The sequence below is a fragment of the Corallococcus terminator genome (genome assembly GCF_003611635.1).
Lineage (GTDB): Bacteria > Myxococcota > Myxococcia > Myxococcales > Myxococcaceae > Corallococcus > Corallococcus terminator.
In genome coordinates, this window is sequence record NZ_RAVZ01000133.1 from 1 (window position 1) to 24,497 (window position 24,497).

Sequence of the window (24,497 nt, forward strand, 5' to 3'; positions counted from 1 at the left end):
CCCCACGCCCGCCGCGGGCGCCACGGTCGTATCCACCACGGCCGGTGCTCCCGAGCCCTGGCGCGCGTCCCTGCGCGTCTCCAGCTTCACGGAGCTGGAGATTGAAGCGGACTCGCTGCTGCACGCGGTGGAACTCGCTGCCCAGCGCGGGGTCGCCGACGGCGCACCGGAGGAGGAGCCCGTCTACGACCTGACCGAGGAAGCCGGCCCCGCCGCCGGAAGCTGGGACGCGCTGCCGTCCATCCCGCTCTTCTCCGACCTGCCGCGAGAGGCGTTCATCCAGCTCTTCGAGCGCTGCCCGCTGCGCCGCTTCGGGCCCGGCGAGCGCATCCTCGCGCAGGGCAGCCACGGCGCCGCCTTCTACGTCATCTGCGAAGGCAGCGTGCGCGTCTTCCGCGAGGACAACGGCCACCGTCAGGACCTGGCCACGCTGGAGGGCGGTGCCTTCTTCGGAGAGATGGCGCTCTTGTCCGGCGCACCGCGCGCCGCGTCCGTGGAGTCCGCGTCCGACGACACGCAGGTGCTGGAGATCTCCGCGTCGGTGCTGGCCACGCTCTCCCACAGCCATCCGCCCGTGGCCCAGGCCCTCAAGAAGTTCTGCCGCGAGCGCCTGCTCACCAACGTGATGAACGGCTCCGCGCTGTTCCGCCCCTTCAACCGCAAGGACCGGCGGGGCCTGGTGGAGCGCTTCCGCGCCCGCGACGTGGAGCGCGGCGACGTCATCATCCGCGAGGGCGACGCGACCGACGGCCTCTACGTCGTGCTCTCCGGCGAGGTGGACGTGCTCAAGAACGGCCACGTGCTGTCGCGCCTGAAGGAAGGGGACCTCTTCGGAGAGATCTCCCTGCTCCAAAAGACGCCGGCCACGGCCACGGTGGAGGCCGCGCGCCACACCACGCTCCTGCGCCTGCCGCGCGAGGACTTCGACTCGCTCATCTCCAGCCACCCGCAGGTCCTGATGCTCGTCTCGGACCTGAGCGATGAGCGCCTGCGCCGCACCCAGCGCCTGCTGGACGCCGCGACGGACGCCGCCGGTCTTCCGCGCGAAGACGACGAGGACGACCTCATCCTCGTCTGACGGCGTCAAGCAACCCGACCCCACGGGTCTGCCTCGCGTCCCTCTCCCCGAGCACCGACCGGGCGATGGGGCAGGACAGCGGGTTGTGGCCCCCAGGAGCGCCCGCTATCCTCACCGGCATGGCTGGAGGCGGGGCGCCGCACGCGATAGCGGGACTTGGGCCCGACGATATCGCGGAGCTGGAAGCCATCGGCTCGCAACCCGGCTACGACGTCTTCCTTGCCCAGGCCCGCGCGCTCGAAGGTGCCGTGGAGGAGTGCCGCTCCAACATCGCGCTCTCCTTCCACAACACGAAGCGCGGCGTGGACAGCGTGCTGGCCCACGAAGCGGAGGTGGCCACGCTGCCGGGCGTGAACGTGGAGCACCTGCGCGAACTGCCACTGCTCGCCCAGGGCCTCGCGTGGGCCGCGTTGCAGGTGCAGCGCGACATGCGTGCCAGCGCCTTCGGAGCCCTCTTCGAGCGGGCCCAGCACCTGCGCCGCAAGCTGCTCAAGACCGCCGAGGCGCTCGCGGAAGCCGCCTTCCTCACCCCCGCCGACGTGGAAGCCAGCCGGGGCGAGGGCCACCGCGACGTGGTGGGGGACTGCCTGGGACTCGTGGCGCTGTTCCGGCGCAACGAGGCGAAGCTGACGGGCCGCTCTCCGGTGACGCCCGAGGACGTGGACGAGGTGGAGCGCGTCGCGGAGCAACTGCGCGCCCTGCTCGCGTCCCCGGGGGAGGCGCGCGAGCACGAATCCTCGCCGCTGCTCTTCGAGGCCACGGAGGTGAGGGATCGCTTCTGGACGCTCCTCACGAAGCGCCATGATCTGCTCTGGCGCTGCGGCGCGTGGCTCTTCGGCCGGGACGTGGACATGCACGTGCCGCCGCTCCAGTCCCGTCACCCGCTGGTGCGCGCCGTCGTCCCGACGTCCATCGAACGCGGGCCGCAGCAGACGCTCCGGCGCATGGACTCGCGACCGCAGAGCGCGCCCGCGCCGGAAAGCAGCTCGATGCGCTCCAAGGTCCGCTTCATGGTGAAGGTCGGCTTCGACTTTCCCTCGCGCTAGACACCCATGCCTTTCGACGTGAAGGACATCCTCCGGCAACTGGACGCGGGCTTCGCGCACGAAGGCGGCGCGCCGCCGTGGTGGCAGGAGAGCTGGGAGGACCCGGAAGGGTTCGCCACCGCGCTCTCGGAGGCCCACGCGGGCCGGGGCGTGCCTCCTCCCAAGAGCCGCCCGGGCCAGCAGTACGACTTCTTCCACGACCTGGTGGTGCGCCACGTGGGCCTGGAGCGCCCCGCGTTCCGCACCCACGCGCGCATCCAGGGCTGGCAGAACGTGGGCTTCCGCACCCTGCACGACCTGGCCGCGCGCCGCGCCAGCGAGTGGGTGGAGCAGGGCGTCGAGCCGGGCGCGAAGGTGTGCCTGGTGTACGGCGTGGGCCAGGAACTGCTCGTGTCGCTGCTGGCCACGCTGCGGCTGGGTGGCTGCTTCACGCTCCTGCCACCCCTGGGCCCGCGCGCCATGGCCACCCGGCTGGAGGCCCTGACGCCGGACTTCATCGCCGCGGAGCCGCACCAGCTCCCCATCCTCCGGGGCCACGAGAAGCTCCTGCTCAAGAGCCGGGGTGGGGGAGCGCCCGGCTTCACCTCGCACACGTACAAGCCCGGGGACGTGGTGGGGCTGCTCTTCTCTCCGCTGGTGGAGCCGCCGCACACCCCCGTGCCCCTCACCGCCGAGGACGCCTGGAAGGGCGCGCTGGGCGACGGGATGCTCACCTTCGGGCTCGCGCCGGGGGACGTGCTCGCGGCGCCGGACTTCCCGGTGCTCCAGCACCTGCCGGCCCTGCTCTTCGCCACGCTGCTCCGGGGCGCCACCTACCTGCACCTGGACATGGCGGACCTGGAGCACAACCCGGCACCCCTCCTGGAGGCCCCGCTGCGCGCCCTGGGCGTGACGCCGCGCCTGCGCGACCTCCTGGTCAAGCACCGCGTCGGGGCGATGCGCAACGTGCTGCACTGGTTCCGCAACCCGGAGGAGCCCTACGACGCGCAGGCGTGGCGCACGTGGGTGAAGCAGTGCGGCCTCCAGGCCGTGCCGTCCTCCAACATCCTCATCGACGCGGCGGCCGGCGGCGCGGTGCTCGTGTCGTCGCGCGGGGTGAATGATCCGCACGCGGACGTGCACACGGACGTCTTCCCCGTCCCGGGCCGCGCGTGGACGCTGAAGGACCCGAACCAGAGCGGGCAGGGCGCCCCGACGGACGTGGGCGTCTTCACGCTCCTGCCCGACAAGGGCCGTCCTGCCGGCCACGTGCTGCTCGCGCGGATCCGCTCGCGCTACCACTACGGCGGCACGCAGGGCTTCCGGCACGATGGCCGCACCTACCCGGCGAAGGAGGTGACGGCCGCGCTGGAGGGCCTGCCCTTCCTCATGGGGACCAGCGTGGTGCCGGTGTCCACCGGGGGGCTCGCCAGCCAGTCGCGCTTCATCCTCCTGGCCTTCACCGGCCATGAACCCGCTCCCCCGGAGGGCGAGCAGGAGATCAAGCGACGCATCGAAATGCTGCTGGGTGGGGACTTCCTCCCCGACCGGATCGAGTTCTTCCCGCTCTTTCCACACCGCAAGAAGGGCGCCGTCGACGACGCGTGGTGCGCCTCGCAGTTCTTCACCGGCGCGCTGCACCGCAAATCGACGGACCCGATGTTCCAGGCCCTCACCGCGCTGCGGGGACGGCTGCTGGAAAGCGCGGGCAACCCGGGCGAAGATGACCCGTCGTCAACAGGCTGAAAGGGGCAGGACATGGGTGTCCAGGTCGTGATGGGCGCGATGCTGCAATGCAGCTTCGGGGTGGCGCCCTCGTCGCTGATGGTGCTTCCCACGAACAAGGTGATGGCCACGACCCCCGCGGCGAACATCATGGACAACAAGCCGTTCATGAACGTGCTGCCCTTCGGCATGTGCTCGTCCCTGGCGAACCCCATGGTGGCCGCGGCCACCGCGGCGGCCCTGGGCGTCCTCACCCCCATGCCCTGCATCCCCGCCACCGCAGCGCCCTGGGTGCCCGGGTGCCCCAAGGTGCTCATCGGCAACATGCCGGCGCTGGAGAGCAACTCCAAGTGCATGTGCAGCTACGGCGGCGTCATCCAGGTCGTCTCCCCCGGACAGATGGTGGCCATCGATGGGTGACGCGGCGCTGGCAATCGAAGCCGTCGACTTCACGCTGCTCGACGCGCCCTTCACCGGCACGCCCGTGCCCATCGATGAGACGGAAGGGCCGGATCCGCGCATGGAGGCCATCACCGGCCTCGTCGCCAAGGGCTCCTACGCGGACGCGGCCCGCGCGGCCGAAGCGCTGCTGCGCTCAGGCGTGCGCGACGTGCGCCTCTTGGGGCCGTACCTCTTCGGCCACTTCGTGGCGGACGGCATGAAGGCACTGCCCGTCCTGTTCCGCTCCCTGTCGCGCAGCCTCACGGAGAACTGGGACGCCTTCGGCCCCCCGGGCAAGAAGCCCATCTTCGTGGACACCGGCCTGCGCTGGTTGCTCAAGATGATGAGCAAGACATTGGAGCACCACACGCGCCTCAAGGACGCGCAATGGCAGGCGTGGAACGCCGCCGGCAATCGCGAACCCATTGACGAGGCTTTGCGGATGGGCGACCCGCTCATCGGCGCCCTGGGCGCGCTGCCCAAGAGCGCCTGCGTGGACCCCTTCCGCACGCTGCTCGGCACCCTGCGCTCCCACGCCCAGGGCGTGCCGTACCTGCCTCCGCCCGAGGATCCCCAGGCGAAGGCGCTCGCCCTCGCCCCGGACGAGGAAGAGGACGACGACGAGGATGACGGCGACGACGAGGAGGAGGCCCGCCCCGTCGCCAGGGCCCGCCGCGCCGCCGCCCCGGACGCGGATGCGGGGCCGACCCTGCCCATGTCGCCCGCGCTCGCTCAACTGGTGCGCAAGCTGTCCGCCTTCGAAGCGCTGGTGGCGAAGGAGGACTTCGTGAAGGCGAGCGTCATCGCCGTGGACGTGCTCGCCACCGTGGAGCGCTTTGATCCGCGCGTCTACCTGCCCATGCTCTTCTCCGGCTTCTTCAACGGCCTGAGCCAGCACGCGGACGCCATCGAACCGATGCTGCACGGCACTGAAACCCTGGGCTTCCGCGCCCTGGATCAGCTCTACCGCGTGGACCTGGACGCGTTCCTCGTCTCCCCGCCGCGCCAGGCGCGCAACCCCGGCTACGAGGAATAGCGTCTGTCTCCCCCCATGGAAGCGGAGCGCGAACAGCCGGGCCGCAAGCTCACCGTCGAGGAGCGCATCAGCGAGCGCATCCGCAGCTTCGACGTGCCCGCGCTGTTGGATCTGCTCGCCAAGGAAGGCTACGGCGACGCGGAGGTGGAGTTCCGCAGCCACCGCAGCACCCTGCACCAGCAGCACCTGGTGCACGCCATCGAGTTCACCCGCCAGCCGCGCAAGCGCGTGGTGATCACCGTCAACCTGGGCCTGCTCAGTGTCCAGACGCCGCTGCCGTCCTTCCTCTTCCAGGCCATGGACCGGCTGGAACACGATGTGATGGCTGACTTCCTGGGTTACTTCGACCACCTGCTGCTGCGGACTCGCTTCGCGGGGCAGTTCCCGGATCGCGACGAATCCCTGCTGCCGGGTTGGGAGCACTCCACCGCCCACCGCCTGCGCCTGTTGCGGCTCGCGTGCCCCAGCAGCCTGCACTGGCTCTTCGCCAAGGTGTTCCCGGAGGCGGAGGTGGTGGTGCGCCGCGAAACGCGCCGCCAGCGCATCGAATCCAAGGGCATCCGCCTGGGCGCCGCCGCGCTCGGGGATGGCAGCGCCGTGGGCGGCTTCGCCACCGTGCCGACGGGCGGCGTGGAGGTGCGGCTGTTCCTCGACGAGCCCCTCTCCGGCGCCGGCATCCCCTGGGCCGTGGAGGCCCGACGGCGCCTCAACACCCGCATCTTCCCGAGCCTCGCGGAGACGCCGCTCGCGCTGGCGGTCATCCTCGCGCTGCGTGATCAGTCCAGCCACGCGAGGCTCCAGAAGGGCAGCCACCTGGGTTACGAGCCGCTGGTTGGCGGTCCGGAACAGACCCAGGAGGTCCTCCTGTTCTCGGGGGACACCGCTCAATTGCGATCATCTGAACCCCGGTAGACCTGTGATGTCGCTTGGTTGACGGGGTTTCCTGATCGCGCCTAGGCTGGAATTGTTCACAAGCAGGGCGTACTCCCGGAGCGGTTCCAGTAGTACGGGGGGAAGGAAACGCACTGCGAATGTCAGGGAGTCACCGTGGCCATTCAGGACCTGCTTCCCAAATCCCGCATCACCCTCACGTACCGCACCACCATCAACGGAGAGCAGGAGACGGTGAACCTGCCGTTGCGCCTGCTGGTGATGGGCGACTTCTCGCTGGGGTCCTCGGAAGACCGCAAGAACGACCTGGAGACGCGCCGCCTTCGCTCCATCGACGGGAAGAACCTGGATGAGCTGATGAAGGACATGAAGATGTCCGCCAGCTTCCAGGTCCCCAACCGCATCAACCCGGATGTGGAGTCGGAGCTGAACGTCCAGTTGCCCGTGGACGGGATGAAGTCCTTCCACCCGGACGAAGTCGTCAAGCACGTGCCGAAGCTCAAGGCGCTGCTGCTGCTCAAGACGCTCCTGGTGGAGATGCAGTCCAACATCGACAACCGCAAGGACCTGCGCCGCGAACTCTACGAGCTGTTCTCCAAGCCGGAGGCGCTCAAGGAACTGCTCAACGAGCTGAAGGGCTACGAGAGCATGCGCCTGCCTTCCGGTGAGACCTCCGCGAAGCCGGCGGATGCGTCCGCCGCCGCTCCCGCCGCGGGCAAGCCCACGGGGGCCGCCGCCGCGACCGCCGCCGTCGCCGCCACCGTCGCCGCCGGGGCCAAGCCTCCGGCCGCGTCCTGATCCTCCTTCCTCCCTCCGACTTCTAAAAGGACTCCGCCATGGCCGAGACCACGTACCTGAAGCGCCTGTTCACCAGCGTTCGACTGGATCCGCCCCAGTCGTCCGAGCCGATGATCCTCAGCAACTTCGGCGCCGTCGTCGACGAGCAGCAGGTCACCCTGGAGAGCCGTTTCCTCTCCAGCGTCGCCGCGCTGCTCCAGAACGTCGCGCCGGTGGAAGGACCGGACACCACCACCCGCTTCGACAAGGGGCAGGTGCTGGACGTCATCAGCCGCATCGACCGCATGATCGACGCGCAGATGAACGAGATCATCCACAACGAGACCTTCCAGAAGATGGAGTCGTCGTGGCGCGGCCTGGAGGACCTGGTCAACCACACCAACTTCAAGGCGAACATCGCCATTGACGTGCTGGACGTGGCGAAGGAGGAACTGGCGGAGGACTTCGAGAACAACTCGAGCAACATCTTCGCCGGTGCGCTCTTCGACAAGGTCTACATCCAGGAGTACGACCAGTACGGCGGCCGTCCCTTCGGCGCCATCGTCGGCCTCTACGACTTCTCCTCCACGCCCGCGGACCTGACCTGGCTGCAGCGCATGGCGAAGGTGTCCAACGCGGCGCACGCCCCGTTCATCTCCGCCGTCAGCCACACGTTCTTCGGCTGCGAGACCATCGAGGAGATGGAGGCCATCAAGAACCTGGAGGGCGTGCTCGCGCACCCCCGGTTCGGCCGCTGGAACGCGTTCCGTGAGACGGAGGAGGCCGCCTACGTGGGCCTGACCTTCCCGCGCTACGTGCTGCGCCTGCCCTGGCACCCGGACAAGAACCCCTGCGACGTCCTCAACTTCACGGAGACGGCGCGCGGTGAGTCGGAGAAGTACCTCTGGGGCAACTCGGCCATCCTGCTCGCGCGCAACATGGTGAAGGCGTTCGAGATCTCCGGCTGGTGCCAGTCCATCCGCGGCCCCAAGGGCGGCGGTCTCATCTCCGGCCTCCCGGTGGACACGTTCACCCTGCGCGGCCAGGACGAGATCAAGGCCCCCGTGGAGATCGCGATCCCGGACTACCGCGAGTACGAATTCGCGCGCTCGGGCTTCATCCCGCTCGTGTACCGGAAGGGTTCCAGCGACGCGACGTTCTTCAGCACCCAGTCCGCCAAGGTCGCCAAGACGTTCAAGGACCCCAAGGACTCGGAGAACTCGCAGCTCGTCACCAACCTGGCCTACACGTTCTCCATCACGCGGCTCGCGCACTACGTGAAGTGCATCATGCGCGACAACATCGGCAACACGGCCGATGCGGACTACATCCAGCGCCAGTTGGACTCGTGGCTGTCCAACTACGTCACCACCGTGGCGAACCCGGACGACCTGACCGTGCGCCGCTTCCCGTTCAAGGCGAGCAGCGTCATCGTGTACCCGCGCCCCGGCGAAATCGGCTGGTACGACTGCAAGCTGGCGGTGCTGCCGCACATCCAGTTCGAAGGCCTCAACGTGGAGCTGATGCTTGAGTCGCGGCTCGGTTAAGCCGCACCCCCATTGGGGCAGGTGAGAGCCTGCCCTTCACCCTGGAGTGACAGATGCCCCAGTTTTTGCGCAGCCTGGACGTGTATCAGGGCTTCAACTTCAAGAAGGACAAGCAGACCTCGGTTGGCTACATCACCGCGCTCACCATCGGTGGCGTGGCGCTGAAGGCCGACCAGGAGACCATCAAGGATCCGGAGAACCCGGACGCGGTCATCGCGGACAAGGTCGTCGCGGTGCTCAACCACTACCAGTGGGACACGGGCGTCACGGACGCGATGTACTTCTCCGGCCAGGTGTCGGTCGCCAACAAGCAGGCCGTGGCGGAGATGCTGCTGGGCAAGTTCAGCAACATCGAAGTCGTCGTGAAGTACGTGGTCTACGAGTACGACCCGCTCGGCAAGAAGTACTTCAAGTCGAACTTCCTCGACGCGGAGATCAAGGGCCTGCTCGAGAAGAACGGCGATGAGCTGAACATGTCCGTCGCGGACAACGAGTCCCGCGAAGTGCAGTCGCCCAAGAACTACACGTTCAACATCGGCGTGAAGCCGCAGGCGCTGGAGCAGTCGCTGAACCTGGCCACGTCTTCGACGAAGAAGTTGGCCAAGAAGTGGGGCGTCACGGAGACGGCCAGCTAGCATCCAGTACCGGTAACAAGTCGCGCCCGGGCCGGGAGCACCCTCGCTCCCGGCCTTGCTGGCGCGAAAGAAGAGAACAAGGCGCATGCAGCGGTACAAGCTCGCACGGGTCCGCTGGCACGTCGGCCAGACCCTCCTCCCCGAGCACTTCATCGCGCAAGAGGATGCGCTGGACGCCGAGATCCGCGTCCATGCCCATCTGTCCGGGTTGCCGTCCCACGGCGTCGCGTACCTTGCGTGGAACGAATCGCTCCTGCTCGGCGGCAGCCTGTCCATCTCCGCGCTCACCGTCGTCACCAAGACGGGGGAGCTGCTGGATGTCCCCGGCAACGCCGTCATCGCGCCCCTGTCGCTGGACGCCATCGGCAAGTCGGAGTTCATCATCTACCTGCACGTGCTGAAGGAGACCGTCAGCGCGGAGGGCATCCGCCTGTACGCGGATGATCCGCCGGTGCTCCAGCGCGTGCTCAGCAAGCTGCAACTGTCGTCGGAGCCGGTGATGGACGGGGCGGTGGCGTCCTTCGGGCTGGCGGCCGTGTCCCAGGACGAGGACGGCGCGTGGCGCACGTCGCCGGACTGGGTGCCCGCGCTCCTGCTCGTGGGCCCCAATCCCTTCCTGGAGAAGCTGCTCAACACGCTGGATGACCTGCTCGACCAGGTGCGCCAGCAGTTGCTCACGCACATCTCGGACACGTACCTGCGCTCGGACCGGCTCACCAACGCGCGCCGGGCGCTGTTCGAAGTGCACCGCCTGCTCGCGCTGCGCAAGGACATGTTCCGGCAGGTGTACGTGCACCCGTACCACCTGTTCGACGGGCTTCGCCGGCTGTACTTCGAGGCGTGCTGCTACCTGGAGATGCTCCCGGACGACCAGATGCCGGTGTACCAGCACGAGGACCTGGCCCAGGGCCTGGGCGGGTGGATCCGCCTGCTCACCCGCAGCTTCCAGCCAGAGGCCACGCGCTCCACGCACAAGGCCTTCCAGGTGAAGGACGGACAGTACGTCTGCTCTCCCTTGCCGCCGGAAGTGAGCGCCGCGAGCGAAGCGTACCTGCTCGTGCAGCGCACCAAGCCGGGGGAGCGCACGCCCATGGACGGCGTGAAGCTGGCCAGCCCCTCGCGGCTGCCGCTGGTGCGCCGTCAGGCCTTGAAGGGCGTGCCCTACACCCACGTGCCGTACCCGTCGTTCCCGCACGCGCTGGGGCCCGAAATCGACTGGTACCTGCTGGGCAAGGGGGAGGAGTGGCAGCACGCGCTGCGCGAGGACGGCGTGGCCTTCTACGTGACGTCGGCGCTCAAGGGTGCCCAGACGTCGCTGTTCTGGCGGAGGAGCTGACGCCATGGCGCGCGCACCCTTCCTGGACAAGTTCGCGTCCCGCTCGCAGAAGCCCAAGGTCCGGGACAGCCTGGAGCACGTGATGCGCAACATCGAGGCCGTGCTCAACACGAAGAAGGGCTACGGCTTCTTCATGCACGACTTCGGCCTGGGCGGGTACACGGAGAAGCTGGGCACGCGCGAGCTGGTGGAGGCACTCACCGCGGAAATCCAGCAGGAGATCACCCAACACGAGCCGCGCCTCTCAGGCGCGGAGGTGAAGCTGCGCGGCCGCGACAGCGGGCTGTGGCTGCACTTCGACTGCAAGGGCACCTTCGACGACGTGCCGTGCCACCTGCGGCTCGTCTTCCACTCCATCACCGGCCAGGTGCGCGTGCACGTGGAGGAGACCTGATGGCCCACGCCGAACGGTTGGATTTGAGCCTCACGCTCACCATCGCGGGCACGGCGCACGCCATCGCCCCGGCGGACATCCTCGCGTTCGAACTGGACCTGCACGGATGGGGGCACGAGGGCCGGGTGGAGTTCCGCGTCCTCGACGAGACGGCGCACGGCGGGCAGAAGCAGGACAAGGTGCTCGCGGACTTCCTCAAGCCGGACCTGGTGGAGGTGGCGCTGGAGCTCAAGGCGGTGCACTCCGACACGGCGACGAAGCCCACGTACACGTCGCTCAAGGTGAAGGGGCTGGGGCTGGACAAGGCCCTGGCGGAGGAGACCGTCGCCCAGGCGAAGGGCGCGGCCATCACCTACCGGCACTACACCGTGCGCTTCGTGGACCCGGCGCGGCTGTTGTGGACGCAGCACTTCCCGTGCGCGCTCTACACGAAGAAGACCGTGCAGGACGTGCTGGACGCGCACAAGGGCGACAAGATCGCCCTCGCGAACGACTGGGACGCGGAGCTCGCGGCCACGTGTCCGCTGCTTTTCTTGGGATTGTCCCCGGAGTCGGGGGCCAGCTTCTACGACTTCGTCGTCTGGTTCGTGAACGCGCGCAACGGCGTGCTCGCGTACGACTACACCGCGCAGGGCTACCAGCTCCGGGCGAAGAAGGACGCCGCCGGCACGCCGCTCAACCTGCGCGCGGAGGACGTGGACACCGTCACGGTGGTGTTCCCGGAGGTGGTGCGCCACGACGTGGCCATCCTCAACGCCGCCGCGGAGAGCCCGAAGAACCAGGCCATCACCAACGCCCAGGCCGTCACCGGCGTCCGCCAGGACGTGCTGTTGCGCACGGACATCGCGGACGACGTGCAGAAGCGGGTGACGCTGGAGACGGCGCGCCTCAAGGTGCGCGGGCTGGAAGTGGACCTGGACTGGAACCGCTTCCCCGCGGTGGCGTTCGCGCCCGGCGCGCTGGTGAAGCTGCCCCAGACGGCCGGGTGGGTGGCGTCGGGCGTGCCCGGCACGGACACCTTCCGGGTGCGCCGGATGATGCTCAGGGCGGAGCCGCTGCCCGTGGAGGACACCGACGGGGAAGGGGACGGGGAGGAGACGCGCCGCCCCAAGCCGGAGAGCCGCTTCCTCTTCACGTTCACCACGCGGCTGGAGCGCAAGGACGAGCTGCACGTGGACCTGCCCGCGTTCGTGACGCCGGTGTACCCGCGCTTCGTCGAAGGGCTCATCGTCAGCGAAGTGGGCGAGCAGAAGGACGAGACGTGGCAGGCGTACACCGACGACGTCACGTCCCTGGACAGCTACCAGGTGAAGATGCCGCTCTTCGCCAACCAGCTCATCAAGGTGCCTTTCAACGCGAGCCTGCTGCCCGGGCACTTCTACTTCCCGGCCTACAAGGGCGCGCGTGTATTGGTGGCGCTGGACTTCCAGCGCGCGTGGCTCAAGCGCCACCTGGACTGGCGCGCGGGCGCACGGCTGCCGTCGGACGGGCAGGGCGTGCACCTGCTCGTGGGCAAGACGACGGAGAATGGCACCTCCATGCGCCACTTCTACGACGACAACAAGCCGGTGCTCCGGCTCATGCGCACGAACGACACCGACACGGAGAAGATCGAACTGAAGGAAGGCACGCTGCTCATCCTGGTGAAGGAAGAACCCGCGTGAACTGCTCCGCGGACGGGGAGGACTGATGGGAACGCTGGTTTGCAAGATTGAGCTGGACAAGGTGAAGGGCATCACCGTCCAGGTCGACAACGCGGACGATCAAATCACCCAGACCGTGGTGATGGATGGCACCAGCATCACCATCACGGTGAAGGGCCCCCAGGAGACGAGCACCTACGTGCAGAAGCAGGACAGCATCGTCGTCACGGTGAAGGACCTGACGTTCGACACCGACACCATCACGATGAAGTCCAAGGGCGTGTCGCAGTGGACCAGCCAGGACACGCTGACGGTGAAAAGCACGAAGGACATGACCTTCAACACCAGCGCGAAGCTGACCCAGACGGCCACCAGCGACGCGAAGCTGTCCTCCAGCGCCAACGTGAACATCGAGGCGACGTCCAAGCTGGCCATGAAGGGCAACATGGGCGCGGAGATGGTGACGTCCGGCGGCGAGGCGAAGGTGGACGGCGTGACGCTGAAGCTCGCCGGCAAGACGACGGCGGAGATGTCCGGGGCGATGACCAAGGTGACCGCCACCGGGAAGCTCGACCTGGAGGCCAGCGGCATGGCCAACCTCAAGGGCTCCATCACCAGCGTGGGCGGCGCGCTGGTGAAGCTGGGCTGACGCGATGCACGGATTCCTTTTTGACTGACGTACGGCGGGAGAGCGGGCGGTGAAGGATTTCTCGGAGAAGATCTACCTCGATTTCTTGTCGGAGCTGGACGGGCTGGAGCGCTTCCGGCAGCGCTTCCAGGAGCGACATCCCGCCGCCCCGTTGGACCGCGAAGACCCGGACGTGCGCCGCCTCATCGAGGCCATGGCGTTCTTCTCCGTGCAGACGCGGCACGCCACGCTGCACAACCTGCGCTCCACCTGGCGCCGGCTGTTCGCGGGCTTCTTCGACTTCCTGCTGGAGCCCGTGCCCGCCGCCGCCATGGCGCAGGCCGTGCCCACGGACAAGATGGTGGAGCCGGTGCTCCTCACCCGGGGCACCGAACTGCGCCTGACGCCCGCCGAAGGGGTGGCGGGCTCCTTCCGCCTCCAGCGCGACCTGCGCGTGCTGCCCATCGTCCTCAAGTCCACGGACGTGGTGCCCCAGGTGAGAAGCGGCCACCGGCTGATCCTCCGCTTCGAGTCCCGCTTCGCGCGCAAGGACGCCATCGACGTGCTGAGCCTGCACGTGCGCCACCTGGACGAGTACCGCTCGTCGCTGGCGGTGTTCCACGCGCTGCGCAGGCACATCCAGCAGGTGAGCGTGGTGTACGACGAGTCCGCGGACGAGCACTCCGTGGGCAGCCCCTGCGAGGTGTCCTTCAACCGCGACCCTCCCGCGCCGGACGACGGCTCCGTCTACGCGCACCCGTTCCAGCGGCTGCGCGCCTTCTTCCAGTTCCCGGAGCAGCAGCTCTTCGTGCACGTGAAGGTGCCGCCGCCGCGCGCCAGCTCCTGGATGAAGTTCTGCCTCTGCCTGGACCTGGACAAGGACTGGACGGTGGGCAAGTCGCTGCACCCGGACTTCTTCCAGCTCTTCACCGTGCCGGTGGTGAACCTCAAGGCGGAGCCCGCGCAGGTGGTCGTCGCCGACGGCACGCGCGCGGAGCACCCCATCCTGAGCATGAGCGCGGGGCGTGAGTTCAGCCTGCACTCGGTGACGGGCGTCTTCGAGATGACCAAGGCCGGGTTGTCGCCGCTGCGCCCGGCGTTCCTGCCCGGCAAGGGCCCCAGCTACGAAGTGGATGAGACCTTCGACGAGAAGCTCACGTCCCGGCAGAGCCTCATCGTGCGCATGCCGGAGGCGTTCACCGCGCCCCGGAAGATCGTCCTGGAGGCGCTGTGGCACCAGCCGCAGTTCTCCTCGCAGGCGGCGGGCAGGGTGGAGGTGTCGGTGCCGGGCCGGCACATCGAAGGGCTGAAATGGCAGACGGTGGGCAGCCTGCAACCCCACCGCGACAGCGTGCTACGGGATGACGTGGAGGCCCTGACGCAATTCCTCGCATGGAAGGCGAAGGCCACCCTGGGTCGGGACGAGGTGGTCGCCCTGTTGGGTCACCTCGGGACCCCCGCGGAGAGCCCGTTCCGCCGAGTCCTTCCCTGGCTCAAGGAGTTGAAGTTCAGTGTGGTGCCCGACAGCGCCATGAAGGGCTCGGGGATCCGCCACGCCTACGAGGCCGTCATGGAGCCGTTCGACTTGAGCTTCGAGCCTGTCGTCATCTGCTTTCTTGAGCAGCTGCGGGACCTGCTTGATGCTTGGAACAACGAGGCCTCGGTTGAATTGAGGGCCTCCGTGGCGGGACTGGGACCGCTGCAGCTTCCGACGTAGCACTCAACCAACCATGAAACTGGAGCATTGGAATTCCCTCCTGGCCGCGCAGCGACGCGTACGCCAGCTCCTCGATCGGGCGCTGCCCGCCGAGCCCGCCCCCGGCGCGCGCCGTCCGCAGGGAAGGGTGGGGCAGGAAGCGCTGGGCCACCTGGAGCAGGCGCTGCTCGTGGAACTGGAGCGTCTGCGCGCGGCCTTCGGAGAGGACCTGCGTCCGGACGAGGTGGAGGATCTGATCCGCCCCTTCGCCTACTTCCTGGATGAATGGGTGCTGCGCCGGCTGTCGGACGCGGAGCAACATCTCTGGCCGCTCCTGCAGCAGAACCTGTTCCAGGTCGACTCGGGGGGGGACCTCTTCTACGACTTCGTGGAAGAGAAGTTGCGTCGCAACGACACGCCGCCCATCGTCTTTGAAATGATCCGCTTCTGCCTTGCCGCTGGATTCACCGGCCGCCTCGTGGGGCAGCCCGAGCGGATCCGTGAGTTCAAGGACCGCATCTCCGAACGCATCCCGCAGCCCACGTCGTTGATGCAGCCCGCGCCCGTCGTGCCCATGGGCCCGCCCACCGTCTATGACTTCCCGGTGCGCTACTACGCGGTGACGGCCGCCATCGTGCTGGGGTTGCCCGTGCTCCTGTGGTGGGCTTCCAATTGAAGCCCATCATGACGCGGGACGGTCGCGTGCCGGTCGCGAGCCTGGAGGCGGACGGCCCGTCCCGCCGACCGGGCACGCCTATCGCGCCCACGCCCCCCGCGCCAAAGCCGGTGGCGCTCCTGGAGGTGTTGTCGCAGCGGGTGGACGCGGAGCTGGGCTCGTGGCGCGAAGGCGTGCAGCCGCTCCTGCATGACGTGCGACAGGTGCTGCTCTCGCTGGATCCGCCCGGAGACGCGATGCTGCCGTCGCCCCAGGAGCAGCAGAAGCTGCGCGCCAGGGCGACCGCCGCGCTGGAAGAGGCCGAAGACGTACTGGAGGCGCTGCAGTTGGGTGCGCGCTCCGGTGGACGGGGAAGCGGCTGACCGTGGGCGCGCTCCAGTCACTCCTGGCGGCCTTGAAGGCCCATTGGGTGCTCGCGTTGGGCATCGTGGTGGTGCTTGTCGCCATCGGTGCGGGCGCGTGGTTCTGGTGGCGCAAGCGGCAGCAGCCCTCGGCGCTCGCGGGCGGGCAGAAGCCGCTGGCGTCGGGCCAACTGCTGGCCATCCGGAAGAAGTTCCTGAGCAAGCTGCCGTGGCGCTACCGCGCCTCCGTGCGGGACTTCCCCACGCTGGTGGTGCTGGGGCCCGCGGGCAGTGGCAAGTCGGAGCTCATCAGCACGGAGGTGGACTGGAAGCGCCAGGCGCGCCAGTTCATGCCCAGCCTCACGGATGATCCGTTGCTCCAGATCTACCTGGGGCCGGACGTCGTGGTGCAGGAGGTGTCCGCGCCCGTGCTGGAGGACGACTCCCGCTACGCCCGCGCTGCCCTGCGCCGGCTGTGGAAGGCCAGCTTCGGCCGCCGGCACGTGGGCCGGATCGTCATCGCCCTGGACGTGCGGTGGCTGCTGGACAAGTCGCCGGATGAGGTGAAGCGCATCACCCAGTTGCTTCGCGGCAAGGTGAACCTGCTGGCGGAGGTGTGCCAGGCGTCCGTGGAGACGCGGCTGTCGCTGACGCACATGGACTCGCTGGAGGGCTTCACGGACTTCGCGCAGCTCTTGCGCAAGCACGGCGTGCCGTTGGAGCTGGCGGTGCCACCTCCGGGCAGGGAAGAGGAGCTGTCGCACGCGCTGCAACCGCTGGAGAAGTACCTGGCGCTGGGTCTCACCACGCTGTCGCCGGAGGCCTTCGAACGGCTGGCGTCGTTCTATTCGCGCGGCGGCGAAGCGTTCGCGGTGCTCGCGCGCTTCGTGTCCACGTTGGTGGAGAGCGGCTCGCTGGTGTTCCCGCTGAAGCTTGAGCGCGTGTACCTGTCGTCGCGCGTGGCGGACGAGCGGGCACCGGGCGCGCTGGCGGTGCATGCGGATCAGCCGGCGGATCAACTGATCGCGCGCTACCGGTGGACGCACCTGAAGCGGTGCGCGGCCATCGTCGCGGTGGGGTGCCTGCCCGTCCTGCTGGCCTATGCGCACTTCTACCGGCTGCTCCTGGTCGCGCAGGCCCGGCTGGACTCGTTCCAGGTCACCGTGCAGCGGCTGGAGGAGCGCAACCAGAGCGTCTCCGGCTCCGTGGTGGAGAGCCAGACGAACGAAGCCGTGAAGGCGATGGAGGCCCTCTGGGGCGCCACGCGCTACTGGCCGCCCCTGACGCACAGCTTCACCGACGAGTGGGCGGAGCTGCGGGCCCGGCTCGCGCGCAGCATCCGGATGTCCTACCTCAAGCCGATGCTGGAGCGGTGTCAGGACCAGTGCCGGCGGTGCGCGGCGAGGGTCCCCGGCTGCCAGCCCGCGCCCACGTTCAACGCCCGCGCGACGCGCGCCACGCCCCTGGCCCAGGGGACGGAGACCGAGAACTGCCACCAGGAGACGCTGTGTCGTCCCGAGCAGGCGCTGTTCACGCTCGGCATCCTCTACGCGTCGCGCAACGAGGACCTGGGCCGGTTCGTGCTGCGCAGCGTGCACGGGACGCACAAGAAGAAGCTGGACTGGACGGCGGAGGCCTTCGGGCTGAGCCTGACCAACGCGGATCCGGAGAACGCCTGGCTGGAGTCCATGGGCCTGGCGGAGCCGATGATCGCCAACTACGTCATCGCCAGCGACAAGCCCTTCGACGAGAACGTGCCGTGGACCCGCTGGCCCTTCGTCTGGCTGACGATGGACGGCCTGCTGGGGCCCTGGCGCGAACACTTCATGAACCTCCAGGCCGTCCTGGAGGCGAAGGAGTTGGATCTTCCCCGGTGGTACGCGCTGCGCGATGAGCGGGAGCACCTGCGGGCGTCGCTGGAGCGCAGCACGCCCTACAGGTCCGCCCGGCAGGTGATGGACCTCATCAACGCGTCCGACGCGGAGCCGGACGCCAGCCAGTTGAAGGGCGTGGGCAGCCTGCTGGACTCGCTGGACTGGATGCGCGCGAACCGCCAGACGCTGGAGGCCATCCTGCGCATGGAGGACGAGGCGGACACCGCGCTGCGCGCCGCCGAGCGGATGACCCCCGCGGAGCTGCTCACCCGCGCGGACGGCCTCTTCGCCCCCAGCGACGGCGACGCGCGCTATTCCGTGGAGGTGCTCAAGCGCGACTACGTGTTCCGTCCGGTGGACGTGTCGAAGCAGCTCCTGGACAAGGTCCTGCGCTACCTGAAGGAGACGGGCCGCTCGCCGTTCATGGGCCAGACGTTCAACCAGGGCACGGGCGAGGTGGCCTCCGAGGTCGCCTCCGAAGGGGCAGGGGACGACGACACGGAGTTCGCCAGCGGGCAGCTCCCGGTGGTGGGCAAGGTCCTGGGCAAGGCCGCCTTCGACGCGCAGTTGAGCCCGCTGGTGGACGAGTTCACCGAACGGCTGGCCAAGTCGAACCTGTCGCGCGAAGAGGCCGTGGAGCGCTCCACCTTCGTGCAGAACAAGGTGCAGACGTTCGCGAAGCGCTACGGCCAGGATCTCTACGCCAGCTACCGGGGCTACCGCTTCCGCACGTCCCGGGGCGCGCTGACCACCGACCTGGCGATGCTGCTCCAGCCGTCGTCCGCGCTGGAGGCGATGCTGCGCGACGTGGCGGCCCGCGCGAGCGTGGGCCCGCTGGACAGCGAGTACTACGCCCCGATGCGCGACGCGGTGGCGCCGTTCAAGCCGGTGGTGCAGTTGATGACGCCGGACAAGGGTGGCGCCCTCACGGAGCTGGCGGCCTACACCACGCTGGTGTCGCAGCTCCAGCAGGAGCTGTCCGGGGTGAAGCCCGCGCCGATGAAGCCCGCCACGCCCAAGGAGGGCGCCGCGCCGGGGGCCCCGGCTTCGACGACGGCGGCGGGGGGCTCGCAGTTGGCGGAGATGCTGTCGCCGGTGGGGCGCGTGGCGCTGAGCATGTTGATGGAGGACGAGGATTCGTACCTGCGCCGGGTGGATGCGTGGCTGGATCAGCACGGCCTGGTGGGCGAGTTCCGGCTGCCGTTCCGCCAGCCCTTCGTCGTTGTGCGCAACCGGGGCCGCGCGGAGCTGGAGCGCGTCATCGCGGAGCAGTGGGCGTACCAGGGCCGGCGCACGCTGGAGCCGCTCGTCAGGCGCTACCCCTTCAACCCCAGCGCGTCGCAGGAAGTGGACCCGGTGGAGCTGGAGGTGCTGCGCCGCAAGGACGGCGCCTTCTGGCAGTTCGTCACCCAGGTGCTGTCGCCGGTGGTGGAGGAGCGCGGCACGGACTGGTCGCTGCGCTGGCCGTTGAAGTCGCGGATGCTCCTGCCGCCGCGCATGCTGACGTCGCTGGGCCAGTTGGGGCGCCTGTCGCGGCTCTTGTGGGACGACGAAGGCAAGGCCCGGACCATCAACATGCAGGTGCGGCCGTTGCCGCTGCCCACGGCGCCCACGCCGGACAGCTTCGTGACGCTGTCCTACCTGAAGTGCGGCGGGGCCTCGTCGTTCGGGTTCAACCAGCGCCCGGCGTGGGGTGACTTCCCGCTGAGCTGGTGGAGCCCGCAGCCGTCGTCCATTGGCGTGGAGCTGCGTTCGCCCGCGCGCGAGGGCAAGCGCTACCGCTCCATGGAGATGTCCGAGTCGTCGTGGAACTGCTTCCGCCTGCTGGAGTCCGCGACGCTGACGGATCAGCAGAACGTGGTGTGGGTGCTTCCGGGGCGCGGGCTGGCGGCGAACGAGAAGGTGTTGGAGATCAGCTTCGGTCTGCGTGGTGAGCCGTGGTCGCCATTCCGTGGGGTGGTGCCATGAAGGGCAGGGGGATTCGTCTGGCGGCGGGCCTCGTCGCGGCGGTGGTGGGCGGCAGTTGCGCGTCCCCCAGCCTGACGGTGAACATCAAGGCCCCGGCGGGCACCAACCAGGGCCGGCCGCTGTACATGCTGATCCGCACCGTGTCGAAGACGACGATGACGGAGGGCTACGCGGACGTCGCGGCCAAGGTCATCAGCCCGGATGACTCCGTGTTGCAGACGGTGGTCATCTACCCGAGCCGCACGAAGCAGGTGAAGATCCCCCTGCCTCCGGAGCAGGCCGTGGCGGTGAGCTTCCTGTTCACCACGCCCAATGGCGCCTGGCAGGCCCTGCTGGATGTGCCGGTGCCCAGGACGGTGGACATCGAGCTCCAGGAGAGCCGCATCCGCACGGACCTGCCCCGGCAGATGTCCACCCAGGAGTCCGCGCCGACGGCGCCTGAAGTCCCCGCGCCGCCCAAGGCGCCCGCCGCGCCGAAGGCTCCCGAGCCTCCGACGTCGCTCGCGTCCCCGCTGTAGCCCGCTTCGTCAGGTGGCGAGCGCGTCCAGCTTCGGGCCCAGCGCCTGGAGCGCCGCCGTCACGCGGCCGTTCACCGCGGTGACCGGCTTCGCGAAGGCGCCGGCCTGGAGCTGGGTGCCAATCGCGTCCAGAGGGGAGAGCAGTTGCGGCTTCGACGCGGTGGCGTTGGTCGTGACGGCGTCCACCTGCGTCTGCGCGCCCGTCTTCAGGGCCTCCGCCCGCTGCTTGAAGGCCGCCAGGGCCTTGTCCACCTGGCCCGCGATCGTCGTCTCCGCGCTGGCGCGGGCCGTCTCCAGGGACTTCAGCGCGGCCGCCACCGACGTGTTCGTCGCGCCCAGGTGCGTGTCCAGTTGGCCCTTCGCGGACGTCACCTGACCCTCCGCCGCCGTCCGCGTCGTCTTCATCGCCTGGACGGCCGCGTCGATGCCGGTGCCCACCTGGGTGTCCAGGGCCTTGAGGCGCTCGGGGATCTGCGTGTCCAGGGGCTTCACCTGCGCGGCCACCTGCTGCTGCATCGCCTTGATCTGCTGCACGCCCTGATCGCGCGCGGTGTTGATCTGCGTCACGCCCGTGGCGATCACCTGCGCCACCTGGGCCGTGGCCTGTTCGATGCCCTGGAGCACGGACTGGGTCAGCGTGCCCATCTGCGTCACGACCTGGTTCGTGGCCGTGTCGATCTGCGTCTGCGCCTGCGTCTGCACCGTGTCCACCTGCGAGACGATGGTCTGCTGCACCGTCTGGAGCTGGGTGCCCACCTGGGAGGAAATGGTCCCCAACTGCGTGGTGATCTGCTTCACCACCTGGCTGATGCCCTGCACCGCCGGGTTCACCAGCGGCTTGGGCAGGTCCGCCGCGGGGATGGCGTCCAGCAGGCCCAGGGCGCGCTCCAGCAGGGCCTCCAGGGAGCCCACGAGCTGCTGGAAGAGCGTCTGCAACTGCTCCAGCTTCTGGGGCAGCAGGTCGAACAGCGCCATCACCTGCTGCTTGAGTGCGCTGATGCTGGCCACCAGCGTGTCCAGCGTCGTGAAGGCCGCGTCCAGGGTCTGCTTCAGCGGCGCCTTCAGCGTCTCCACCGCCGTGAGCGTGCCCTGCACGAGGCTGTCGATGGTGGTGCTCACCTGGGTGATGGCCGCCTCGATGCGCTTCTGCACCTGGTCGATGAGCTTCTCCATCGCCTCCAACTGCGCGGCCACGGTGGCCACCTGGCCCGCCACCGTCTTGCCCAGCGTCTCCAGCGTCCCAGCCGCCTGCGTCTTGCCCGCGGTGAGAGACGGTGCCACCTGGGTGTCCACCGGATCCACGATGCCGGCCGCCGCCGTCGCCGCCGCCTTCACCCGGGCCACGAGCGACTTCTGCTGCGTCTGCAGCGCGGTCTGCTGCTGCTGGTGCGCCTGCTGCGTCGTCTTGCTCGCGCCGACGATCTCCTGATGCAGCGCGGTCAGCGCGCGCACCGGGTCGTTGATGGCTCCGTCCAGCGTGCCGGTGAGCTGCGTGCTCCGCCCCGTCGCCGCGTCGCGTGAGGTGGCCAGCCGCACCAGCACCGCCGCGAGCGCCGCCGCGAGCGTCGTCCCCACGCCCTGGAGGTCCTGGGTGAGCTGCGCCTTCGTCTGGTCGACGAGCGCGTGGCCCTGCGCGCGGCGGGCCTCCGTGTCCGCCTTGGAGCCCTTGCGCGCGTTCAGCTTCGCGTCGAAGGACTTCTTGTCCGCGTCGCAGCGCTGGGCCACCTGTTGCTGGAGCGCGGTGAGCTGGCCCTGGGACGATTCGGCGGAGGCCTTCGCCTGGGACTCGAACCCCTGGCTCTTCGCCGCCGCTTCCTTGCCCAGCGACTCCACGGACGTGCGGGCCTTCGTGCCCGACGCTGTCAGCGCCTGCTGGTAGCCCTGCACCTCCGTGGCCAGCGCCTGGAAGCGGGAGGAGGGGTCCAGCACCTTCACGTTCACCGCGTTGACCTGCGTGAGCAGCTTGCCGACGGTGCCGTCCACTGTCGGGCGCAGCGTGGCGACGAGCGTCAGCACGCCCTGCGCCAGGGCCTCTACCTCGCCCTTCGCGGTGGTGAGGCGCGGCGTCACGCCCGAGCCGAAGCCCTGCACGGTGGTCTTGTGCTTCGCGACGGCGGCGCGCAGCTCGTTCATTTCAGGGCCCCCAGCGCGGCCTTGGCTTCGGTGGCGGCCCCGGAGAGCGCGCCCGTCTGTCCATCCAGGCCGTTGAGCGCGCCCGTCAGCTTCGTGCGGGATTCGGCGGCCTGGTCCTTCACCTTGGCCTCCGCGGCGGCGAGGGCCGCGCCCGTCTCTTCCGACGCCGCGTTGAGCTTGGCGTTCACCGCGGCGGTGGAGGCCGTGTAGGCGGCCGTCGTCTCGCCCACCGCGCCCTCCACGCCGGAGGTGAGGTCTCCCTTCGCGGTCTCCACCTGCGGCGTCACGTCGTAGGTGGGCGTGGTCGCGGCGCCGCCGGGCTCCTCCTTCGTCTGGATGAGGAGCCGGCCCTCGGAGATGCGGATGATCTCCGTGTCGTTCGAGTTCACCCGCCCCAGGTTCCACACCGGCTTGGCGTCCTGGTAGTCGTGCGTCATCGCCGTCTGGTTCTTGCCGTTCTTTCCGAAGAGAAGCTGATCGCCCTGGCTGTCCTGGGGCATGCGCACGCCCTCGCCCCAGTCCAGATAGCGGTGCAGGGCCGCGTGATCGAAGTGCAGCGCCACCAGCGCGCGCTCGTTCTTGTACGGGGGGAAGTAGAACGTGCCCGGGAACAGGCCGGGCTCCGCCGGCACGCTCACCGTCTTGTTCCACAGCGGCACCGTCACGCGGTAGTTCGTCACCGACGTCTTCGGATCATCCACCTGGAGGTAGATGCGGTCGTTCGCCTCGCCGCCGGGGCTGTGCACCTTGCCCTCGACGTAGATGGGGTAGTGCGGGGGCCGGTACGCGGGCAGCTCCGGCACCGGATCCGACTTCTGCTCCAGGAGCACGGACAGGGTGACTTCGTAGCCCGCCATCGCCTCCTGCTGCCCGTCATGCGGACCGGCCTGGCGCCCCACGCCGTCGAAGGACAGCTCGCGGATGCGCAGGTCCTCGTTCAGGCCGGTGAGGTCCGGACTCCAGAGCGGCCCGTCCAGCTTGAGCAGCGCCCCCGGGTGCAGCGCGATGGGGGGCACGTCCAGGAACGTCAGCCGCAGGCGCCGCTTGCGCAGGCGCAGGCGCTCCTTCTCCAGCGACTGGCGCTTTTCAGCCTCCGCGGCGATGGGTGTGCGCACCAGCATGTCGTGACTGACGCCCGCCACCGCCTGCGCCTGGGGCAGGGCCACCGTGGTCGGCGCGGCCCCGAAGCCGTTGAGCACGCGCGTTCCGTGCCGGATGACCGGGGGCAGCTCCACGTCCACGCGCTCCACGTGCTTGCGGCTGAGCGCGGTGACCTTGCCCGTCGCCGGCTTCTTCGCGGAGAACGTGTACGTGTCCTTGGGGCTGTCGTACGTCAGCGCGCCGCCGCGCGTGTCCACGAACCAGAGGACGAAGTCATGGAAGCTGGCCGACGGATGATCATCCCCGATGCCCAGGCACACCATCGCCAGCTTCGACTCCAGCGCGTCCCAGTCGTAGGTGAGCAGCAGGCCGCCCGGCTTGTGCAGATCCAACAGCTCCGACACCTTCTTGCCGGTGTGCAGCTCCACCGGGCGGTGCTGCTTCCAGAGCACGCGCGCGGGGTCCGCGAACTCCACGGTGTACTTGCGGAACATCACCGCGACGCCGTCCTTGAGGCCGTGCGCCGAACCGCTGACGCTCTTCTCCGTCACGATGCCCTGCACCAGCAGCGGCGCGGGCGGCGGGTCGTACACGCCGGACAGGGCTAGCCGGATGCGGATGAGGTCCGGCTTGCTGAAGGCGGTGAACAGCTTCGCGTCCGCCTTCTCCAGCGACGTCCAGAAGGTGAGCGAGCCGGTGAACCCGGACGGCGCCATCCGCAGCGAGAAGGCCTGCACCTGGCCGCCGGGGATCGTGAACGCCTGATCCCCCGCGGTGACGGTCAGCTCCAGCTTCAGCTTTTCGTGGAACGGGAAGGGGGGCGCCATGGCGTCTCTACCGGGCCTTCGCCTGGACCTCCTCGCGCGTCAGTGCACCTCGGGCCTCCAGCGCATCCATCATCGCGCGCATCACCCGGGCCTGTTGCGCCACCATGCGCTCCAGGTCCGCCACCTGCTGCGTGAGCGCCTCCACCCTGGACGCCAGCTCCGTGTCGCGCGGCGCCGGACCCTGGGCCCTGGGGGGCGGGGTGGGGG

General features: G+C 69.0%; 20 protein-coding genes and 1 pseudogene. 18 read left to right on the top strand and 3 right to left on the bottom strand.

Annotated features, from left to right (window positions below; all coding sequences use genetic code 11):
• The 18 genes from D7V88_RS19845 to D7V88_RS19930 all read left to right on the top strand — a co-directional run.
• A partial coding sequence (locus D7V88_RS19845) for a cyclic nucleotide-binding domain-containing protein (RefSeq protein ID WP_147448784.1) occupies positions 1-1,078 on the top strand: 1,078 nt, incomplete at its 5' end.
• A gap of 119 nt (positions 1,079-1,197) precedes the next feature.
• Positions 1,198-2,124: a hypothetical protein gene (locus tag D7V88_RS19850; protein WP_120542222.1), complete on the top strand. Its 927-nt coding sequence runs from the start codon at positions 1,198-1,200 to the stop codon at positions 2,122-2,124.
• 6 nt (positions 2,125-2,130) lie between these two features.
• Positions 2,131-3,849 (top strand): acyl-CoA synthetase family protein, encoded by a 1,719-nt coding sequence (locus tag D7V88_RS19855; protein WP_120542223.1) that lies wholly within the window; start codon positions 2,131-2,133, stop codon positions 3,847-3,849.
• Positions 3,850-3,861: 12 nt separating this feature from the next.
• Positions 3,862-4,248 (top strand): DUF4280 domain-containing protein, encoded by a 387-nt coding sequence (locus D7V88_RS19860; protein WP_120542224.1) that lies wholly within the window; start codon positions 3,862-3,864, stop codon positions 4,246-4,248.
• Positions 4,241-5,305, top strand: coding sequence for a type VI secretion system protein IglI family protein (locus tag D7V88_RS19865; RefSeq protein WP_120542225.1), 1,065 nt, complete (start codon positions 4,241-4,243; stop codon positions 5,303-5,305). Before D7V88_RS19860 ends, D7V88_RS19865 begins: the two co-directional genes overlap by 8 nt.
• Positions 5,306-5,320: 15 nt before the next feature.
• Entirely contained in the window at positions 5,321-6,217 is an 897-nt protein-coding gene (locus D7V88_RS19870; RefSeq protein ID WP_120542226.1) for a hypothetical protein, read from the top strand.
• A gap of 135 nt (positions 6,218-6,352) precedes the next feature.
• Entirely contained in the window at positions 6,353-6,994 is a 642-nt protein-coding gene (gene tssB / locus D7V88_RS19875) for a type VI secretion system contractile sheath small subunit (protein ID WP_120542227.1), read from the top strand.
• A gap of 38 nt (positions 6,995-7,032) precedes the next feature.
• Positions 7,033-8,520: a type VI secretion system contractile sheath large subunit gene (gene tssC, locus D7V88_RS19880; RefSeq protein ID WP_120542228.1), complete on the top strand. Its 1,488-nt coding sequence runs from the start codon at positions 7,033-7,035 to the stop codon at positions 8,518-8,520.
• A 53-nt stretch (positions 8,521-8,573) separates the two neighbouring features.
• Entirely contained in the window at positions 8,574-9,155 is a 582-nt protein-coding gene (locus D7V88_RS19885) for a hypothetical protein (RefSeq protein WP_120542229.1), read from the top strand.
• Positions 9,156-9,240: 85 nt separating this feature from the next.
• Positions 9,241-10,491, top strand: a complete 1,251-nt coding sequence (tssK, locus tag D7V88_RS19890; RefSeq protein ID WP_120542230.1) for a type VI secretion system baseplate subunit TssK — start codon at positions 9,241-9,243, stop codon at positions 10,489-10,491.
• 4 nt (positions 10,492-10,495) lie between these two features.
• Positions 10,496-10,885 (top strand): GPW/gp25 family protein, encoded by a 390-nt coding sequence (locus D7V88_RS19895; RefSeq protein WP_120542231.1) that lies wholly within the window; start codon positions 10,496-10,498, stop codon positions 10,883-10,885.
• Positions 10,885-12,549 carry a hypothetical protein gene (locus tag D7V88_RS19900; protein ID WP_120542232.1) on the top strand — a complete coding sequence of 555 codons (1,665 nt, stop codon included), beginning with the start codon at positions 10,885-10,887 and terminating at the stop codon, positions 12,547-12,549. The genes D7V88_RS19895 and D7V88_RS19900 overlap by 1 nt, the downstream gene beginning before the upstream one ends.
• A gap of 25 nt (positions 12,550-12,574) precedes the next feature.
• Positions 12,575-13,177, top strand: coding sequence for a hypothetical protein (locus tag D7V88_RS19905; RefSeq protein ID WP_120542233.1), 603 nt, complete (start codon positions 12,575-12,577; stop codon positions 13,175-13,177).
• 49 nt (positions 13,178-13,226) lie between these two features.
• Positions 13,227-14,873 (top strand): type VI secretion system baseplate subunit TssF, encoded by a 1,647-nt coding sequence (locus tag D7V88_RS19910; protein WP_120542234.1) that lies wholly within the window; start codon positions 13,227-13,229, stop codon positions 14,871-14,873.
• Between the two features lie 13 nt (positions 14,874-14,886).
• Entirely contained in the window at positions 14,887-15,528 is a 642-nt protein-coding gene (locus D7V88_RS19915) for a DotU family type IV/VI secretion system protein (protein WP_120542235.1), read from the top strand.
• 8 nt (positions 15,529-15,536) lie between these two features.
• Positions 15,537-15,890, top strand: a complete 354-nt coding sequence (locus D7V88_RS19920) for a hypothetical protein (protein WP_120542236.1) — start codon at positions 15,537-15,539, stop codon at positions 15,888-15,890.
• Positions 15,891-15,892: 2 nt separating this feature from the next.
• The gene (locus tag D7V88_RS19925) at positions 15,893-19,711 is read left to right on the top strand and encodes a type VI secretion IcmF C-terminal domain-containing protein (protein ID WP_120542237.1); all 3,819 of its coding nucleotides are present in this window, start codon (positions 15,893-15,895) and stop codon (positions 19,709-19,711) included.
• Positions 19,708-20,229, top strand: a complete 522-nt coding sequence (locus D7V88_RS19930; RefSeq protein ID WP_244238267.1) for a hypothetical protein — start codon at positions 19,708-19,710, stop codon at positions 20,227-20,229. Before D7V88_RS19925 ends, D7V88_RS19930 begins: the two co-directional genes overlap by 4 nt.
• A 9-nt stretch (positions 20,230-20,238) precedes the next feature.
• On the opposite strand, the gene D7V88_RS19935 is transcribed toward D7V88_RS19930, so the two are convergent.
• The 3 genes and pseudogenes from D7V88_RS19935 to D7V88_RS19945 form a co-directional block, all read right to left on the bottom strand.
• Entirely contained in the window at positions 20,239-22,362 is a 2,124-nt protein-coding gene (locus D7V88_RS19935) for a phage tail family protein (protein WP_120542238.1), read from the bottom strand.
• Positions 22,359-24,290, bottom strand: a complete 1,932-nt coding sequence (locus tag D7V88_RS19940; protein ID WP_120542239.1) for a hypothetical protein — start codon at positions 24,288-24,290, stop codon at positions 22,359-22,361. Before D7V88_RS19940 ends, D7V88_RS19935 begins: the two co-directional genes overlap by 4 nt.
• Positions 24,291-24,297: 7 nt before the next feature.
• Positions 24,298-24,497 (bottom strand): annotated as a pseudogene (locus D7V88_RS19945) (hypothetical protein); the annotation flags it as partial.